Raw genomic sequence first — 16,965 nt, 5'->3', positions numbered from 1 at the left:
GACGCCCGGACATCGCGTTCATTCAGACAGCACGCGTTATCGTTAACGTCCATCGCTAGCAGGCTAGCTCCCACAGGGGAATTTTGTCAGGCATGACACTGGTGTTCAGCGTCGATGATCCTGACGGACTTCAGGCCGGCAGTGGGCAACCCGCGGAGCAAGGGTATGGCTAGACACCCCCGTACGCCAGGGGCGAAATGCCCGCTACCTCGACCCCGCCAGACGCAGAGCCAGAGCCTTCGCCTGACTAGCCACATCAGTCACCGCCGTACTCTCCCACCACATCCCCCGCAACGGCGGCCCCATGGCAAACAACCGAGCGACAACCCGCCCATCTCCCCCCAGCACCGCGCCATCGACCGTCGCCGCAATACCCAGCGCCAGCGGCCCCGGCCGCACCAGGCCGCGCGCCAGCAACTGTTGCGGCAACGGTCGCGCCACTCGCCGCCAGTCGTACTCGATGCCACTGGAATTGATCAACGCCGCCCCGCTGACAACCACCGTTTCAGCTTCACCACGACGGCGAATCCGAATGCTCACCTGATCACACGAAGAAGGCTCAAGCCCCTTGTACGAAGCCGCCTGAATCCGCAACCGCCCTTCCCCGTGCAACCGCGCCACCAACTCCGCACTCAACGGCGGCGAACGGTGGTGATGACTCTCCCACCACGGCCGCACATGCCGTACAAACTGCCGACGCTGCACGTCCGTTGCCTGATGCCACAAACGGCCGATGTGCGCCCGCACCGTATCCAGCGGCGCCTGCCAGTCGATACCCTGCGCAATGGCATCCCGGCAATGCCGGCGCAGTTCGCGCACCAACTGTCGCGGCGTGCGAATGCTGTGATCCTCGGCCAGAAAATCCGCCCAGGCCGGCGGTTGCCGACGCACATGCGGCAGCAGCCCATGCCGGGAAAACACTTCGATCGGCCCGCGATGCCCGGCCTGTTCCAGCGACACCACGGCATCGACCATGGTCAGGCCCGATCCAATGATCAGCACCGTCGATTGCGGGTCGAGCTGACGCATGGCCGCGACATCCCAGGGATCGAGTGCCGCAGCGTTCAAACCGCTGGATTCTGTCTGCGGCGTACGAGCAGCAGGGAACATTCCCGTGGCCAGCACCGCATACCCACCCTGCAACCGCTGGCCGTCGCTCAAGCTCAGCCGCACCGAATCGTCCAGCGCTTGCAGGTCAACCACCTCGGCCCGTACATGTTCGACGGTCGAGCCATTCAAGGCGCCCACCGCTTGCGCCTCGGCCAGGCGCTGCTGCACGTACAAACCGAAAATCCCCCGTGGCGGAAACAGTTCGCTGACCGGCACATGCTGCTCATCGGACTCCGGCCAGCCTCCGGCCACGATGTACTCGGTCAGCCACTGAGTCAGGTCATCGGCATTGTCCGGGTCGACACTCATGCGCGCCGCGTTGCCGTTGAGCGTATGGCCCAACTCGACCGCGCTGTACGCCTCGCCCCGGCCGAGTTCAGCGCGGGGCTCGATCACCAACAACGAGCGCTTGCCGGGCAAACGCAACAACTGCGCCGCGAGCATCGCGCCACTGAGGCCGCCGCCGATGATCAGGATGTCTGCGTGGCGGATGACGTCGGTCGTCTGTCCGCTTCGGGTTTCAGTCATGGCGTTCTCAATGTTCAGTGTTTACCTGGATAGAAGTCATGCAGATCGCCCCGCGCCAGCAACGCTTCGCTGCTGCCGGACAACACCACCCGGCCGGTATCGAGGACATAGTCCTGTGACGTGCACTTGAACGCCACATTAATGTTTTGCTCGGCAATCAGGAAGCTCACCTGCTCGTCGCGATTGAGCTGGGCGACGATCTCGAAAATCTCCTGGACGATAATAGGCGCCAATCCCATGGAAGGTTCATCAAGCGCGACCGCGAAACTCAATCACCCCGCGATAGACCTCCACCCGCTCGGCGCGCACCAGCCCGGAAATCGCCTTCGTTCCACAGTGGCGAGCTCTTGCTCCAGCGGTTGAGCCGTTGCGGGGTTTCCACCGGTCTGTGCAAGTCGTTGAAACTGAGCAGGGATGGCCCTGAGCGAGCCAGAGTTGCTGCGCCAGACAAACCAAGAGGTTGTCATGGGCGCAGCTTCAAACCAGCAATATGTCCATCCTTGATCGGCGAACAGTTAGATCACCACGTTTCTCACGAATCGTGCAGCCACCGGCCCATCGTTGCGATAGGCGTGCGGCTGGTTGCTGGCAAACATATAGAACTCACCAGCGGAAATGTTGTGGGGCGTATCGCCGAGCATCAGGGTCAGGCAGCCTTCAAAGACATAAATCTGCTCGCTCCAGCCATCGGCATCCGGTTGCGACGGGTAAATCTCGCCCGGTTGCAGGCACCATTCCCATTGTTCCACTTCGCGGGTGGCGGTGGCTTTGGACAGCAACACGGCCTTGCTGCCGGGAATCGTCCCCGCCCAGGCCACTTCGTTGATGCGGCTCGGGTCGCGGGCATCCGGGGCCTGGATCAGGTCGCTGAACGCGACGTCGAGCGCTTCGGCTACGCGGTCGAGGGTGGTCAGGCTGACGTTCTTCTCGCCGGCCTCGATGGCCACCAGCATGCGGCGACTGACCCCGGACTTTTCCGCCAGCGCAGTCTGGCTCATGTCGGCCGCGTGGCGCAGGCGCCGAACGTTCAGGCTGACGTGCTGAAGGACCGAAGCCCGTTGCGTTGAATCTTTGTGCACTATATTGCTCACTCGATGGGGTTGGGCAGTATACTGCGCAACATTCGGCGCATTGTGCGTCGCCCTCAGGTAGCGCGCAAGGTCATGACGTCGTTGAACTCCTCCCTGGCTTCTTCCCGATTCTCCCGGTTCAGCAAGGCCGAGTGCGTGCTGGTGCTGATTACCATGGTCTGGGGCGGCACCTTTTTGCTGGTGCAGCACGCCATGACCGTCAGCGGCCCGATGTTCTTCGTCGGCCTGCGCTTTGCGGCGGCGGCGATTATCGTCTCGTTGTTTTCCTGGCGTCATCTGCGGGAACTGACCCTGTTCGAACTCAAGGCCGGCGCCTTTATCGGTGTGGCGATCATGCTGGGTTATGGCTTGCAGACGGTCGGGTTGCAGAGCATCCCCAGCAGCCAGTCGGCCTTCATTACCGCGTTGTATGTGCCCTTCGTGCCGTTGCTGCAATGGCTGGTGCTGGGACGGCGTCCGGGGTTGATGCCGAGCATCGGCATCATGCTGGCGTTTACCGGGCTGATGCTGTTGTCGGGACCGGCCGGCGCGTCGTTCAACTTCAGCCCTGGTGAAATCGCCACGTTGATCAGCGCCATTGCGATTGCCGCTGAAATTATCCTGATCAGCACTTACGCCGGCCAGGTCGATGTGCGGCGGGTCACGGTGGTGCAACTGGCGACCACGTCGGTGCTGGCGTTTTTGATGGTGGTGCCGACCCAGGAAGTCATTCCGGGCTTCTCATGGTTCCTGCTGTGCAGCGCCCTCGGCCTGGGTGCGGCGAGTGCGGCGATTCAGGTGGCGATGAACTGGGCGCAGAAAAGCGTTTCGCCGACGCGGGCGACGTTGATTTATGCCGGTGAGCCTGTGTGGGCCGGGATTGTCGGACGGATCGCCGGGGAGCGGTTACCGGCGATTGCGTTGGTGGGGGCTGGGTTGATTGTCGCGGCGGTGATTGTGAGTGAGTTGAAGACCAAGGGTAAGGATCGTGAGGCAATTGAGGGGGAGCTGGAAAGCGAGCCTGTCGATTCAAATAAATGAAAATCTCAATCGACGTTCAAGCCTCCAACTCCCGACACACACCTATTCTGAATTTACTCTGGTAATGACCGGATAATGTCCGCGAGATCGTCCCGAGTAATTTCGTTCGATTTTATGGCGGCCACGACATCTTCCTTGGAAAGCGGGAAGCGTTTGAAGATTTCCTTTAGGGTATCTACATCAATGTTTGAAATCCAAAGAGGATCGATAAATGATCCCCCGTACTCCGGCTTCGTCGACACTTCATCATGTGCTATCGCACCTTTATGATTCAAATAAACGACATAGCGGTCATGTCCTTCGGGGAAGCTCATGTCGTGATAGAGCGTGGTACCGAGTGGCAGTACATAGTAGTTTTCATCGCCATTCGGCCCTTCAATCAGCAATGGCTCTTTAGTCTTAATCATTTTCACATCATGTGACCTCGAACCGTTATTAATCACAACAAATGTCAAAACGGCTGCATAAATCAAAACCAGCCCGACCAACCAAAAAGCAATCCATTTATTAATAAACATTCTTTTTGTCATAACGCGCCTCGGTATTTCCTTCGAGCATAGCCTGCAAGTCTGCCGGCATAAAAATACCGTCCTGTGTCCATTTCTGCGTGCGAGCCGCCTGCCTCTCGGCCCAGGAAAGACCTCTCATCTCTCGATACTGTGCAGGGCTCAGCCTTGGAGCGCTCCAGATTATAAACAAAACCAGTCGTTGTTCGCCCGAGGCTATTCTCTCCGGAAATGTAAGTTTTGAAAGAGGTCCAGACGTTTAAAACGCCCTCACCTTCGCTATCAAAGGTTCCCCAGGTTTTACCATATCGTCCAAAATCGTATGTAATGTCTTTACTGCCAACGACCACACGCAGCGCCGCATGACCAAAAAGGTGCTCCTCTTTGTCACGGGTGTAAGGACCACCAACCAGTAACTCCATATAAGCACCAGAAACCACCAATTGATTGGTCTTGGTTGTTTTGCCTAGCGCCCCAGTTGTTTTGCAGCCTGCGTCGTGCCCGACGCCTTAGTAGACTCAGCCATTAAAGATGTTCCATATCTTCAAGTTATGGGAACTTATTGAAACTCGACAAACGTCTTTTCTTGCAGAAGTTTGCGAAAAACACTGCTGGCACCGCTGGAGCCGGCATTACCGACTAACGTGTCTGGAGAACCCACTATCGTCTCGGAGCGCGAGAAAATTCAGCGCCAGCGGGATTTTCGATCATTTGACGGCCCGATCAAGGCTTGAGATCCCATCGATTTAAAGATCGTCTTCGCGAGCAAGTCAAAGGGGCCAGACTCGCTGAACACATACCTCTGAAACAATGTGAACCAGGCCTTTTCCATCTACCGTGTAGGATTCTGCGACAGCTTGCCGTTTGGCGATCCGGGGAGTGGCACGTATGATGCTTCACAAACTTCCGCAGATTAGAAGCCTATGTCCCTGATAGTTCTACTGCTTCTGCCTTTTATCGGCAGCTGTGTTGCGGCTTTGCTGCCGCACAACGCGCGTAACACCGAATCGCTGTTGGCGGGTCTGGTTGCCTTGATCGGCACCATTCAGGTCGCTCTCCTGTATCCGCAGATCGCCCATGGCGGCGTCATTCGCGAAGAATTTTTCTGGTTGCCCAGCCTTGGCCTGAACTTCGTTCTGCGCATGGACGGGTTTGCCTGGCTGTTCTCGATGCTGGTGCTGGGCATCGGCACGCTGGTGTCGCTGTACGCCCGTTACTACATGTCGCCGGACGATCCGGTGCCACGGTTCTTCGCGTTTTTCCTGGCGTTCATGGGCGCCATGCTCGGGCTGGTGATTTCCGGCAACCTGATCCAGATCGTGTTTTTCTGGGAGCTCACCAGCCTCTTTTCTTTCCTGTTGATCGGCTACTGGCACCACCGTGCCGATGCGCGACGCGGCGCCTACATGGCGCTGATGGTCACTGGCGCGGGCGGCTTGTGCTTGCTGGCGGGGGTCATGCTGCTTGGCCATGTGGTCGGCAGCTATGACCTGGACAAGGTCCTGGCCGCCGGCGATCTGATTCGCGCACATGCCCTCTACCCTATTTTGTTACCCCTGATTCTGATCGGCGCCCTGAGCAAAAGCGCGCAGTTTCCCTTCCATTTCTGGCTGCCCCACGCGATGGCGGCGCCGACTCCGGTCTCGGCCTATCTGCACTCGGCGACCATGGTCAAGGCCGGGGTATTTCTGTTGGCGCGCCTTTGGCCATCACTGTCCGGCAGTGAAGAATGGTTCTACATCGTCAGCGGCGCCGGCGCGTGCACCTTGTTGCTCGGCGCGTATTGCGCGATGTTCCAGAACGACCTCAAGGGTCTGCTCGCCTACTCGACCATCAGCCACCTCGGCCTGATCACCCTGCTGCTGGGCCTGAACAGTCCGCTGGCTGCCGTCGCCGCCGTGTTCCATATTCTCAACCACGCCACCTTCAAGGCCTCGCTGTTCATGGCCGCCGGGATCATCGACCACGAAAGCGGCACCCGCGACATTCGCAAACTCAGCGGTCTGATCAAACTGATTCCGTTCACCGCCACCCTCGCGATGGTCGCCAGCGCCTCCATGGCCGGTGTGCCGCTGCTCAACGGCTTCCTGTCGAAAGAGATGTTCTTCGCCGAAACCGTGTTCATCAATGCGACCGCCTGGGTCGAGATGACCCTGCCGATCGTCGCGACTATCGCCGGCACGTTCAGCGTCGCTTACTCACTGCGCTTCACGGTCGACGTGTTTTTCGGTCCGACCGCCACCGACCTGCCGCACACCCCGCACGAGCCGCCACGCTGGATGCGCGCGCCGGTGGAGTTGCTGGTGTTCACCTGCCTGATCGTGGGGATTTTCCCGGCCCAAGTGGTCGGCTCGTTACTGGCCGCCGCGGCCCTGCCCGTCGTCGGTGGCACGCTGCCGGAGTACAGCCTGGCGATCTGGCACGGCTGGAACGCGCCGATGATCATGAGCCTGATCGCCATGTCCGGCGGCATCGTGCTGTACCTGCTGCTGCGCAATCAGCTCAAGCGCGGACGCTTCAAATACCCGCCGATCATTGGCCTGTTCAATGGCAAGCGCCTGTTCGAGCGCAGCCTGGTGATCATGATGCGCCTGGCCCGTCGCCTGGAGCGACGGATCAGCACCAAGCGCCTGCAAACCCAGCTGTTCCTGATGGTGCTCGCCGCCGTGCTGGCCGGGCTGATTCCGATGCTCCACAGCAGCCTGAGCTGGGGTGACCGGCCGAAGATTCCAGGCTCGATCGTGTTCGTGACGTTGTGGCTGCTGGCGATTGCCTGTGCGCTGGGTGCGGCGTGGCAAGCCAAGTATCACCGGCTCGCGGCCCTGACCATGGTCAGTGTCTGCGGCTTGATGACGTGCATCACGTTTGTCTGGTTCTCCGCACCGGACCTGGCGCTGACGCAACTGGTGGTAGAGGTGGTGACCACGGTGCTGATCCTGCTGGGCCTGCGCTGGTTGCCGCGACGGATCGAAGAGGTCTCGCCGCTGCCAAGCACCCTGCGCAAGGCGCGCATCCGGCGTCTGCGCGACTTGCTACTGTCGATTGCCGTCGGTGGCGGCATGGCGCTGCTGTCGTACGCCATGCTGACGCGCCAGACGCCCAATGATATTTCCTCGTTCTACCTGAGCCGCGCCCTGCCGGAAGGCGGCGGCAGCAACGTGGTCAACGTGATGCTGGTGGACTTCCGCGGCTTCGACACCCTCGGCGAAATCACCGTGCTGGTGGCCGTGGCGTTGACCGTGTTCGCCCTGCTGCGACGCTTCCGCCCACCAAAAGAAAGCCTGCAACTGCCCGCTCAACAGCGTTTGCTCGCGCCGGACGTGGTCACCGATCTGGTCAACCCGCGTCACGCCAGCGACACCGCGCTGGGTTTCATGATGGTGCCGGCGGTGCTGGTGCGCCTGCTGCTGCCGATCGCGTTCGTGGTGTCGATCTACCTGTTCATGCGCGGGCACAACCAGCCGGGCGGCGGTTTTGTCGCGGGGCTGGTGATGTCGGTGGCGTTCATTCTGCAATACATGGTCGCCGGCACGCAGTGGGTCGAGGCACAAATGAGCCTGCGACCGCTGCGCTGGATGGGCACGGGCCTGTTGTTCGCCACGGTCACCGGGCTCGGGGCGATGGCGGTCGGTTACCCGTTCCTGACCACCCACACCTGGCATTTCGAACTGCCGCTGCTTGGTGACATTCACATCGCCAGCGCGCTGTTCTTCGACATTGGCGTGTATTCGGTGGTGGTCGGCTCGACGCTGTTGATCCTCACCGCCCTCGCCCACCAATCGGTACGCGGCCACAAAACTGCCGCCCTGCCCAGATCCGTCGCCACGAAAGGAGCCGTCTGATGGAAGAAGTCATCGCAATCGCCATCGGCGTGCTGGCCGCGTCCGGCGTCTGGCTGGTACTGCGGCCACGGACATTCCAGGTGGTCATGGGCCTGTGCCTGCTGTCGTATGGCGTCAACCTGTTCATCTTCAGCATGGGCAGTCTGTTCATCGGCAAGGAGCCGATCATCAAGGACGGTGTGCCCCAGGATCTGTTGCATTACACCGACCCGCTGCCGCAAGCGCTGGTGCTGACCGCCATCGTGATCAGTTTCGCCATGACAGCCCTGTTTCTTGTGGTGCTGCTGGCTTCGCGCGGTCTCACCGGCACCGACCACGTGGATGGCCGGGAGCCTAAAGAATGAATGCGATGACACACCTGATCGCCGCACCGATTCTGCTGCCGCTGCTGACCGCCGCCGTCATGCTGATGCTGGGCGAGAAACATCGCCCGCTGAAGGCCAAAATCAACTTGTTCTCCAGCCTGCTCGGCCTCGGGATCTCCGTGCTGTTGCTGCAATGGACGCAAACCACCGGCGTGCCCGGTTCCATCGGGGTATACCTGCCGGGCAACTGGCAAGCGCCGTTCGGTATCGTACTGGTGGTCGATCGTTTGTCCGCGCTGATGCTGGTGCTGACCGGAATCATCGGCGTCAGTGCCCTGCTGTTCGCCATGGCCCGCTGGGACGGCGCCGGTTCGAGTTTCCACGCGCTGTTCCAGATTCAGATGATGGGCCTGTATGGCGCATTCCTGACGGCGGACCTGTTCAACCTGTTCGTGTTTTTCGAGGTGCTGCTGGCGGCCTCCTACGGCCTGATGCTCCACGGTTCGGGTCGGGCACGGGTGTCATCGGGGCTGCATTACATCTCGATCAACCTGCTGGCCTCGTCGCTGTTCCTGATTGGCGCGGCGTTGATCTACGGCGTCACCGGCACCCTGAACATGGCCGACCTGGCCCTGAAAATTCCGTTGGTGCCGGAAGCCGATCGCGGCCTGTTGCATGCCGGCGCGGCGATTCTTGCGGTGGCGTTCCTGGCCAAGGCCGGCATGTGGCCGCTGAATTTCTGGCTGGTGCCGGCCTATTCCTCGGCCAGCGCACCGGTGGCGGCGATGTTCGCGATCATGACCAAGGTCGGCGTCTACACCTTGCTGCGCCTGTGGACCTTGCTGTTCTCCGGTCAGGCCGGCGCTTCGGCGTACTTTGGCGGCGACTGGCTGATCTACGGCGGCATGGCGACCATCGTCTGCGCGGCGGTGGCGATCCTCGCCGCGCAACGGCTGGAGCGCATGGCCAGCCTGAGCATTCTGGTGTCGGCGGGTATTCTGCTGTCGGCCATCGGTTTCGCCCAGCCGAACCTGATCGGCGCGGCGCTGTTCTATCTGGTCAGCTCGACCCTGGCGTTAAGCGCGTTGTTCCTGCTGGCCGAGTTGATCGAGCGTTCGCGTTCGGCCAATGAAATGCCGCTGTTCGATGACGGCGACCTGATCGCCCGGCCGCTGGAGTCCCTGCAACCGCCCAAAGGCATCAACCTCGACGACGAACAGAAAGCCGTGGTCGGTCAGGTGATTCCCTGGACCATGGCGTTTCTCGGTTTGAGCTTCATCGCTTGCGCGTTGTTGATCATCGGCATGCCGCCGTTGTCCGGGTTCATCGGCAAACTGGGCTTGCTCAGTGCGTTGCTCAACCCGCTGGGCTTGGGCAACGGGACAGATGAACCGGTGTCGAACGCCGCGTGGGGCTTGCTGGCGTTGCTGATTCTCTCCGGGCTGGCGTCGCTGATTGCCTTTTCGCGTTTGGGTATCCAGCGCTTCTGGACGCCTGAGGAACGCCCCTCGCCGTTGCTGCGACGGTTCGAATGCGTGCCAATTATCGCGCTGTTGGGCCTGAGCATCCTGCTGACCTTCAAGGCCGAGCCCCTATTGCGCTACACCCAGGCCGCCGCTCAAACCTTGAACAATCCGCAGCAGTACGTGATGGCGGTACTCGGCACCCGGGCGGTCCCGAGTCCGGAAGCCAAAGGCGCAGTCGCGGAGGTGCAACCATGAAACGCCTGTTTCCTGCGCCGTGGCTGTCGCTTGCGCTGTGGTTGTTGTGGCTGCTGCTGAACCTGTCGATGAGCCCCGGCAATCTGCTGCTGGGCGCCGTACTCGGGTTTTGTGCGCCGTTGATGATGCGCAAGTTGCGGCCACTGCCAATCCGCATTCGGCGTCCCGGCGTGATCCTGCGTTTGTTCTTCATCGTCGGACGTGACGTGCTGGTGTCCAACCTTGCCGTGGCCTGGAGCGTTTTGAACGCTGCTCGGCGCCCGCCGCGCTCAAGGTTCATCAAAGTGCCGATGGATTTGCGCGACGCCAACGGCCTGGCTGCACTGGCGATGATCTGCACCGTGGTGCCCGGCACGGTCTGGTCGGAACTGGCGCTGGATCGCAGCATTCTGTTGCTGCACGTCTTCGATCTGGATGACGAAGCGCTGTTCATCCAGCACTTCAAGGCGACCTACGAGCGCCCCTTGATGGAGATCTTCGAATGAGCCCGATACTGTCGAATGCGGTTCTGCTGAGCCTTTTCTTTTTTTCGCTGGCGATGGTTCTGACGCTGATCCGCCTGTTCAAGGGGCCATCGGCCCAGGACCGGGTTCTGGCGCTGGATTACCTGTACATCGTCGCGATGCTGATGATGCTGACGCTGGGCATTCGTTATGCCAGTGACACGTACTTCGAAGCGGCGCTGCTGATCGCGCTGTTTGGCTTTGTCGGCTCGTTTGCCCTGGCAAAATTCCTGCTGCGTGGCGAGGTGATCGAATGAACGCAGAACTGTCTCTGTGGGTGGAAATCCCGGTGGCGATCCTGCTGGTGCTCAGCAGTGTTTTCGCATTGATCGGCGCGATCGGGCTGGTGCGGATGAAGGATTACTTCCAACGCATGCACCCGCCGGCACTGGCCTCGACATTGGGTGCGTGGTGCGTGGCGCTGGGATCGATCATCTACTTTTCCGCGCTCAAGTCCGGGCCGGTGTTGCATGCCTGGCTGATCCCGATTCTGTTGGCGATTACCGTACCGGTCACGACGTTGCTACTGGCGCGGGCAGCGTTGTTCCGCAAGCGTATGGCGGGGGATGATGTGCCGGCTGAGGTGAGTAGCCGGCGGACCGAGAGCGGAAGTTAGGTTTAGAGATTTGTGTTGATTGGCAGGGCCTCATCGCTAGCAGGCCAGCCCCACATTGGGATCTTCAGCGTTTACACGATCCCAGTGGGAGCGGGCTTGCCCGCGAAGGCGTCAGTCGAGGCAACTCATACCCAGGCAACGGCCAACAATCCCGCCCCCAACATCACACACAACGGCGAATAGACCCACGTGTCCAGCCGGGCAAATTTCGAGTCTTTGACGTCTTTGAAAAAGCCCACCAGGTTCGAATCGCCGATCGCCCGGGCGAACATCAGCATCGCGATGGCGCTGATCACCCATTGCAGCGACTGATGGGTCACCGCCGGCATCCACCAGCCGACCCGCAAACACACCAGCACAGCGATCAGCAGCAATCCTAAAGCCACCAGCAACGTCAGCCACCCCGAAGGCTTGAACGCGGGCCGCGATCTCGCGCCGTTCTCCCCCGGCACCTGCGGCACCGCCGCCACGGCAGCCCACTGGCCACCCAGCGCCCAGTAGACATGTATCAGGCTGATCACCGCGAAGATGGTCACCAGCCATTGAGCCAACACAAACGTCATGTCGAGGATCCTTGAAAGGCATTTAACAGAATCATCCTAGTCGGCATTTTTAGAAGTGCGCGGATGATCAACGGTGATAAAGTGCCGCCCCATGAAACTCGCCCGGACCGATCGCTCACTCATTGCCTGGATGCTGTATTGCTGCGTCCTGTTCAATGTGTTCGCCTGCAGCATCGGTCACGGGCAAATGGTCGGGATGCAGCTCAACGGCCTCGGCGGCCAGTTCTGTACGGTCGATCCGGCCACCCAGGCCCCGGTCGCCTCGAACACCTCCGAAGACAAACTGCCGACCCTCTCGAAGGCCTTCGGTTGCCCATTATGCTCCACCGGTGGCATGGGCCCGGCGCTCAATTCCAGCCTGACCCTGGCGATCCTCCCGGAACAACACAGCCCGCCCCTGACGGTCGTGGTCAACGCTGACCTCCCCGCTCGCTACACCTGGCCTTCGGCCAACCCCCGCGCCCCGCCGCTCGCCTGAATTCCTTCGCCTTTCAATCAGCTCACTTCGCCAACGCGAGGCGTTCGCCTGTGCGCTGCTTCCTAGTCAAGTCTTCAGGATTCATCGATGAAAACCATCTCTTTGCTGGCCAGCCTGTGCGGCTGCCTGTCCGTTAACACCTGGGCACATGCCACGGTGGACCTCGCACCGATCACCATTGACGGCCAAGCTACAGCCGAGCCGGGCCTGAGCCTGGATCAATCCAGCGGCATGGCCTCACGCCTTGGGCTGAGCGTGCGTGACACTCCGGCCTCGGTGGCGATCGCCAACCGCAACGACATCGAACGTCACGGTGCACAGAATTTCCAGGACGCCGCCAACACCCTGCCCGGCGTCAATGCCAGCGCGCCGCCGGGGTTCGGCGGGTTCGTTTCCTATCGAGGTTTCACCAGCAGCCAGATCACCCAGATGTTCAATGGCGTCAACGTCTCCGGTGGCCTTGCCCGGCCCGTGGATGCGTGGATCTATGACCGGGTGGAGCTGGTGGGCGGCCCGTCATCGCTGATCAATGGCGCCGGCTCGGTAGGAGGTTCGCTGAACTACGTGACCAGACTGGCGACCCGTGAAGAGCAAGCAGTCGAAGGTCGGGTCAGCTACGGCACTTACGACACCACCGAAACCGCATTCGGCCTCAACCATGCCCTCAGTGAAGCCGGTGCGGACGTGCAGCATTACGCCCGGCTCGACGTCAGCCACAACACCGGCAATGGCTACATCGATCGGCAGGAACGCGATGCGTGGAGCGTGGCGTTTTCGCTGCTCAGTGACCTGACGCCGAACCTGTCCCACACCCTGGCCCTGGAGTATCAGGATGAACACGAAGACAGCCCTTACTGGGGTACGCCGGTGCTCAACCCCAAGGCCGGTGAACTGAAGATCGACAAACACAACCGCTTCAACAACTACAACGTCGAGGATGGACGCTACGAACAACGCACGATCTGGGTGCGCTCGATCATCGACTACCGGATCAACGACAGTACCACCCTGCGCAACACCCTTTACCATCTCGACAGTCAGCGTGACTACCGCAACCTGGAAACCTACCAGTACAGCGCTGACAACCGGGCGGTGAATCGCTCCACGGCGTATCAGGTCCGGCATCAGGGCGAGCAGAACGGCAACCAGTTCGAACTGCGTCACGACAACACGCTGTTTGGCCTCGATACGACCTGGTCCGGCGGCTTCGAGTACAAGGTCAACCAGACCACCAACTCACCGCTGAACGTCAAAGGCGCCAGCACGGTCGATCCGAACAACTTTCAGCCCGGGCACTTCTACGACATTCCGGGCACTCGACCGGGCTTTGTCAGCGACAAGACCAACGAAGTCACCACCCGGGCACTGTTCGTCGAGAACCGCCTGGCACTGACCGACAAGCTGTCGTTGCTGACCGGCCTGCGTTACGACGACATAGACCTGGACGTGACCAACCACCGGCAGGTGACCGCCAGCAATCCACGTCATCTCAAACGCAGTTGGGAACCGCTGACCGGCCGCGCCGGCCTGACCTGGCAGTTCATCCCTGACGCCAACGTCTATGTGCAATACAGCACCGCCGCTGAACAGCCCAATGGCACGCAGGATTTTGATGTCTCCACCGGCAAGCAATGGGAGGTCGGCAGCAAATTCGATTATCTGGGTGGTCGCGGTTCGGCGACAGTGGCGGCTTACACGATCGAGCGCAAAGACTTCGCAGTCACTGATCCGCTGGACCCGACCCTGAGCATTCCCGTGGGTCAGCAGACATCCAAGGGAATCGAACTGGCGAGTTCGCTGCGGATCACCGACAAGCTGTTGGCCGAAGGTAACTTTGCCTGGGTTGACGCTCGGTACGACGCGTTCACCGAGAAGAATGCAGCGGGTATGGTGGTGTCACGCAAGGGCAACACGCCGACCAACGTGCCGGACCGGGTCGGCAATCTGTGGCTGACCTATGACTTCGCGCCGCAATGGCAAGGTGGTGTCGATGCGCGATATGTGGCGTCGGTGTTTGCCGATAGCGCCAACACGATGACCGTGCCGTCTTACACGCTGTACGGCACGTTTCTCAGCTACAAGGTCGATCGGCACACCACCGTTACCGGCCGGGTGCGCAACCTGACCAATGAGGTGTATGCCGAGTTTGCACATGTGTCGCCGGCGTATTACCTGGGGACGCCGCGCACCTTCGAACTGGCTGTGCAAACCCGGTTTTAGTCGTAGCACCGCCTCCCTGTAGGCGCTGCCGCAGGCTGCGATCTTTTGATCCTGCCGTAACAAGCAAAATCAAAAGATCGCAGGCTTCGCCAGCGCTTACAGTCCAGCAGACACTTTATCCGCCACATCCTTCGGCACCCACGCCTGCCATACCTCCGGGTGCGCCTTCATGAACGCCTCCGCCGCCTGCCGTGGCGGGGTGTGTTTCTCGCTCATTTCAGCCAGCGCCTTGTTCAACGGGTCGATGGGAAAATCGACCTTGGCAAAGAACTCGGCAATCTGCGGGTACTGTTTCTGGAACGGAGTGGACACGCCAATCGACAGTTTCGAGGGCAATGAGCGGGTCGGTTTAGGGTTCGGGTTATCAGCGTCGGTCAGGGTCTTCCAGGCTTCGGCGTCAAACGGCGGCTCTTCCAGCTGAACCAGTTTGAAACGCCCGAGCAAGGGGGTCGGCGACCAGTAATAGAAAAGAACCGGCTTGCCACGACGAATCGACGAACTGATTTCCGCATCCAGCGCCGCCCCGGAGCCGCTGCGGAAATTCACATAGCTGTCATCCAGGCCATACGCCTTGAGCTTCTGCTTGTTGACCACCTCCGACGTCCAGCCGATCGGGCTGTTGAGGAACCGCCCCTTGCCCGGGGTTTCCGGGTCGCTGAACACGCCCTTGTATTTGGGCAGGTCGCTGACGCTGCGCAGGTCCGGCGCCAGCGGCTTGATGCCTTTCGCCGGATCGCCCTTGATCACATATTCAGGCACCCACCACCCTTCGGTGGCGCCCTTCACCGTATCGCCGAGGCTGACGACCTTGCCTTCGGCCTCGGCCTTGACCCAGACCGGACTGCGACCAGCCCATTCTTCGCCAATGACCTGGATGTCATCTTTGGCCAAGGCGGTCTCCAGCGTGATGGTCGTCCCCGGCAAGGTATCGGTCGGCAGCCCGTAACCCTTCTCGACGATGATCCGCAGGATATCGGTGATCAGGCTGCCGCTTTCCCAGTTCAGGTCGGCGAAGTGGATGGGCGTCTGGGCGGCGAATACCGGAACGGGCGAACCCCACATACCGAAAGCGACCAGGACAGCGGTCAGCAACCGTCGAAATCCGTTCATGCTTTTGCACCTCGTGCTGTTCACAGCAATAGCAGGATGGCCTGATAAAGACCGCAAGCCTCAAAATACTCAGTCAACTGACTGTAGTAGAGGTTCCTGCTTTCGAGGGGTGAGGATTAAATTTCGGAAAGTTCCTGCAAGCCCGAAGCCATTACTCGCTCGCTTTGAACGTCACCAGTTCACCCTTGCGCCACTTGGCGGCCTTGGCCGTCACGGCTTTCAGGGTTTTGGTCAGGCCTTCCTGCAACTGTTGGTGAGCGGCAAACACCATCACCACGCTGTGACCTTCCTTGAACACGATCCCGTGACCGTCAGCCGTGGTCACGAACGCGTAATCGCCGAGGCCGTAGACCGTCAGCTTGATTTCGCGGAACTTGATCTCCAGTTTGCCGCCTTCACGGCTGGGCAATACCGATGCACTGAAATGATCGCCGACCTTGAGTTTCAGGCCGGGCTTGTCGTCCACCACCAGTGCTGATTCGGTGTCGAGTTCGGCAATGTAAATGCCTTCAGCGTTCTGTTCGGTGATGTAAACAAAACGTGACTGGAACTGTTTAACCAGCTTTGCGCGCAAATCACCCAGCACGAACAAAGCATGCATATCGAGATTACTTACTGCCAAGGAAACATCCCCACATCTGAAATGATGCTGCACGCTGACAGGCAGCGCACAGCAGAAAAAAGCGGCAATGCCGAAAGTTGTAGCCAAGGGGCCCGGGTCGAGTCCGGAAACGAGCAGAGTGCTCATCCATCGCGAGGCGTGAGAAGACTACTGGAATGTCACTCGCGTCGTCTTGTCTGGCGTTCGTCAGAAGTTGAAGGAAAACGCACTTCTGTCCGCCAGAAAAACAGGATTACCCACCTTAGGGAAAAAACGCTGCAAAAAAAGCATTTTTCCGACATATCGCCCGTAAAAAATTGCTTTAGATGAGCAGCAATCGCCAACCCGTGACGGTGATTCTAGAGCAGCGATGCTCATCGAGACTACCCAAAACGACGTACACACGTCGGCAAAACCATGAAAAGGACTTCATATGTGCACCCCGACACACTTTATTTCTCACACACACCCTCTGTCCACGCTGTCTCCGGCGCTGTTCCCGCATACCGCGTTTGTCCGAGCAGAGCCTGCCACGCTGCGCTTCCAGGTGGTATTGGCCGGCACTGCTTTCTTCCATATCAAGGAAATTTCCACGGGCCACGTAAGAGGTTTCCGCAGTAACCATAACGCGGCCTGCGCGCTTGCCCGCGCGCTCGAGTTGCGGTGCTGAACGTTCTGCCTCACGTCTATAGACGTTTCGTCACGTCGACGAGTTAACTCAGCCGTCGGCAGGCAACTACTGCCATACTGC

General features: G+C 60.1%; 18 protein-coding genes and 1 pseudogene. 11 read left to right on the top strand and 8 right to left on the bottom strand.

Annotated elements, in window-relative coordinates:
* Positions 1-204: 204 nt before the first annotated feature.
* The 3 genes and pseudogenes from ACM6IQ_RS07525 to ACM6IQ_RS07515 all read right to left on the bottom strand — a co-directional run bounded on the left by ACM6IQ_RS07525 (position 205) and on the right by ACM6IQ_RS07515 (position 2,717).
* Positions 205-1,638, bottom strand: a complete 1,434-nt coding sequence (locus ACM6IQ_RS07525; RefSeq protein WP_414878406.1) for an FAD/NAD(P)-binding protein — start codon at positions 1,636-1,638, stop codon at positions 205-207.
* Between the two features lie 14 nt (positions 1,639-1,652).
* Positions 1,653-1,898: pseudogene (locus tag ACM6IQ_RS07520) on the bottom strand (ABC transporter ATP-binding protein); the annotation flags it as partial.
* A gap of 255 nt (positions 1,899-2,153) precedes the next feature.
* The gene (locus tag ACM6IQ_RS07515; protein WP_414878405.1) at positions 2,154-2,717 is read right to left on the bottom strand and encodes a helix-turn-helix domain-containing protein; all 564 of its coding nucleotides are present in this window, start codon (positions 2,715-2,717) and stop codon (positions 2,154-2,156) included.
* A gap of 15 nt (positions 2,718-2,732) precedes the next feature.
* Between ACM6IQ_RS07515 and ACM6IQ_RS07510 the strand changes: the two genes are divergently transcribed.
* The gene (locus ACM6IQ_RS07510; protein ID WP_414878404.1) at positions 2,733-3,749 is read left to right on the top strand and encodes a DMT family transporter; all 1,017 of its coding nucleotides are present in this window, start codon (positions 2,733-2,735) and stop codon (positions 3,747-3,749) included.
* 53 nt (positions 3,750-3,802) lie between these two features.
* On the opposite strand, the gene ACM6IQ_RS07505 is transcribed toward ACM6IQ_RS07510, so the two are convergent.
* Both ACM6IQ_RS07505 and ACM6IQ_RS07500 read right to left on the bottom strand, forming a co-directional pair.
* A complete protein-coding gene (locus ACM6IQ_RS07505; RefSeq protein WP_414878403.1) occupies positions 3,803-4,267 on the bottom strand; it encodes a hypothetical protein in 465 nt (154 codons plus the stop codon).
* An 8-nt stretch (positions 4,268-4,275) separates the two neighbouring features.
* Positions 4,276-4,677, bottom strand: coding sequence for a hypothetical protein (locus ACM6IQ_RS07500; RefSeq protein WP_414878402.1), 402 nt, complete (start codon positions 4,675-4,677; stop codon positions 4,276-4,278).
* Positions 4,678-5,178: 501 nt separating this feature from the next.
* Between ACM6IQ_RS07500 and ACM6IQ_RS07495 the strand changes: the two genes are divergently transcribed.
* From ACM6IQ_RS07495 to ACM6IQ_RS07470, 6 genes are read left to right on the top strand one after another with little or no spacing between them, the layout of a single operon-like run.
* Positions 5,179-8,097, top strand: coding sequence for a monovalent cation/H+ antiporter subunit A (locus ACM6IQ_RS07495; protein WP_017339387.1), 2,919 nt, complete (start codon positions 5,179-5,181; stop codon positions 8,095-8,097).
* Positions 8,097-8,441 carry a Na+/H+ antiporter subunit C gene (locus ACM6IQ_RS07490; RefSeq protein ID WP_003202835.1) on the top strand — a complete coding sequence of 115 codons (345 nt, stop codon included), beginning with the start codon at positions 8,097-8,099 and terminating at the stop codon, positions 8,439-8,441. Before ACM6IQ_RS07495 ends, ACM6IQ_RS07490 begins: the two co-directional genes overlap by 1 nt.
* Positions 8,438-10,123: a monovalent cation/H+ antiporter subunit D gene (locus tag ACM6IQ_RS07485; protein ID WP_017339388.1), complete on the top strand. Its 1,686-nt coding sequence runs from the start codon at positions 8,438-8,440 to the stop codon at positions 10,121-10,123. The genes ACM6IQ_RS07490 and ACM6IQ_RS07485 overlap by 4 nt, the downstream gene beginning before the upstream one ends.
* The gene (locus tag ACM6IQ_RS07480; protein WP_017339389.1) at positions 10,120-10,608 is read left to right on the top strand and encodes a Na+/H+ antiporter subunit E; all 489 of its coding nucleotides are present in this window, start codon (positions 10,120-10,122) and stop codon (positions 10,606-10,608) included. The genes ACM6IQ_RS07485 and ACM6IQ_RS07480 overlap by 4 nt, the downstream gene beginning before the upstream one ends.
* Positions 10,605-10,883, top strand: coding sequence for a K+/H+ antiporter subunit F (locus tag ACM6IQ_RS07475; protein WP_017339390.1), 279 nt, complete (start codon positions 10,605-10,607; stop codon positions 10,881-10,883). Before ACM6IQ_RS07480 ends, ACM6IQ_RS07475 begins: the two co-directional genes overlap by 4 nt.
* The gene (locus ACM6IQ_RS07470; protein WP_008029177.1) at positions 10,880-11,242 is read left to right on the top strand and encodes a Na+/H+ antiporter subunit G; all 363 of its coding nucleotides are present in this window, start codon (positions 10,880-10,882) and stop codon (positions 11,240-11,242) included. The genes ACM6IQ_RS07475 and ACM6IQ_RS07470 overlap by 4 nt, the downstream gene beginning before the upstream one ends.
* Positions 11,243-11,367: 125 nt before the next feature.
* Here the strand turns inward: ACM6IQ_RS07470 and ACM6IQ_RS07465 are convergent, their stop codons facing one another.
* The gene (locus ACM6IQ_RS07465) at positions 11,368-11,805 is read right to left on the bottom strand and encodes a DUF3995 domain-containing protein (RefSeq protein ID WP_414878401.1); all 438 of its coding nucleotides are present in this window, start codon (positions 11,803-11,805) and stop codon (positions 11,368-11,370) included.
* Positions 11,806-11,896: 91 nt separating this feature from the next.
* Here ACM6IQ_RS07465 and ACM6IQ_RS07460 point away from each other — a divergent pair, with 91 nt between their 5' ends.
* Together ACM6IQ_RS07460 and ACM6IQ_RS07455 are read left to right on the top strand one after the other, a co-directional pair.
* Positions 11,897-12,283 carry a DUF2946 domain-containing protein gene (locus ACM6IQ_RS07460; protein WP_414878400.1) on the top strand — a complete coding sequence of 129 codons (387 nt, stop codon included), beginning with the start codon at positions 11,897-11,899 and terminating at the stop codon, positions 12,281-12,283.
* 87 nt (positions 12,284-12,370) lie between these two features.
* On the top strand, positions 12,371-14,503 hold the full coding sequence (locus ACM6IQ_RS07455; protein ID WP_414878399.1) for a TonB-dependent receptor: 2,133 nt from the start codon (positions 12,371-12,373) through the stop codon (positions 14,501-14,503).
* A 96-nt stretch (positions 14,504-14,599) separates the two neighbouring features.
* Here the strand turns inward: ACM6IQ_RS07455 and ACM6IQ_RS07450 are convergent, their stop codons facing one another.
* Together ACM6IQ_RS07450 and ACM6IQ_RS07445 are read right to left on the bottom strand one after the other, a co-directional pair.
* Complete coding sequence (locus ACM6IQ_RS07450) at positions 14,600-15,613, bottom strand: ABC transporter substrate-binding protein (protein WP_414878398.1); 1,014 nt, start codon at positions 15,611-15,613, stop codon at positions 14,600-14,602.
* 151 nt (positions 15,614-15,764) lie between these two features.
* Positions 15,765-16,235: a hypothetical protein gene (locus ACM6IQ_RS07445; RefSeq protein ID WP_017339395.1), complete on the bottom strand. Its 471-nt coding sequence runs from the start codon at positions 16,233-16,235 to the stop codon at positions 15,765-15,767.
* Here ACM6IQ_RS07445 and ACM6IQ_RS07440 point away from each other — a divergent pair.
* Both ACM6IQ_RS07440 and ACM6IQ_RS07435 read left to right on the top strand, forming a co-directional pair.
* On the top strand, positions 16,209-16,544 hold the full coding sequence (locus tag ACM6IQ_RS07440) for a hypothetical protein (RefSeq protein ID WP_162491064.1): 336 nt from the start codon (positions 16,209-16,211) through the stop codon (positions 16,542-16,544). The two genes, ACM6IQ_RS07445 and ACM6IQ_RS07440, sit on opposite strands and share 27 nt — an antisense overlap.
* A 103-nt stretch (positions 16,545-16,647) precedes the next feature.
* Positions 16,648-16,884: a hypothetical protein gene (locus tag ACM6IQ_RS07435; protein WP_017339396.1), complete on the top strand. Its 237-nt coding sequence runs from the start codon at positions 16,648-16,650 to the stop codon at positions 16,882-16,884.
* The last annotated feature ends 81 nt before the right edge of the window (positions 16,885-16,965 follow it).

Source organism: Pseudomonas sp. IT-P100, from assembly GCF_949767185.1.
Taxonomy (GTDB): domain Bacteria; phylum Pseudomonadota; class Gammaproteobacteria; order Pseudomonadales; family Pseudomonadaceae; genus Aquipseudomonas; species Aquipseudomonas fluorescens_B.
Note: the sequence above shows the minus strand (reverse complement) of the source record. Positions and strands in the feature narration are given on the sequence as shown.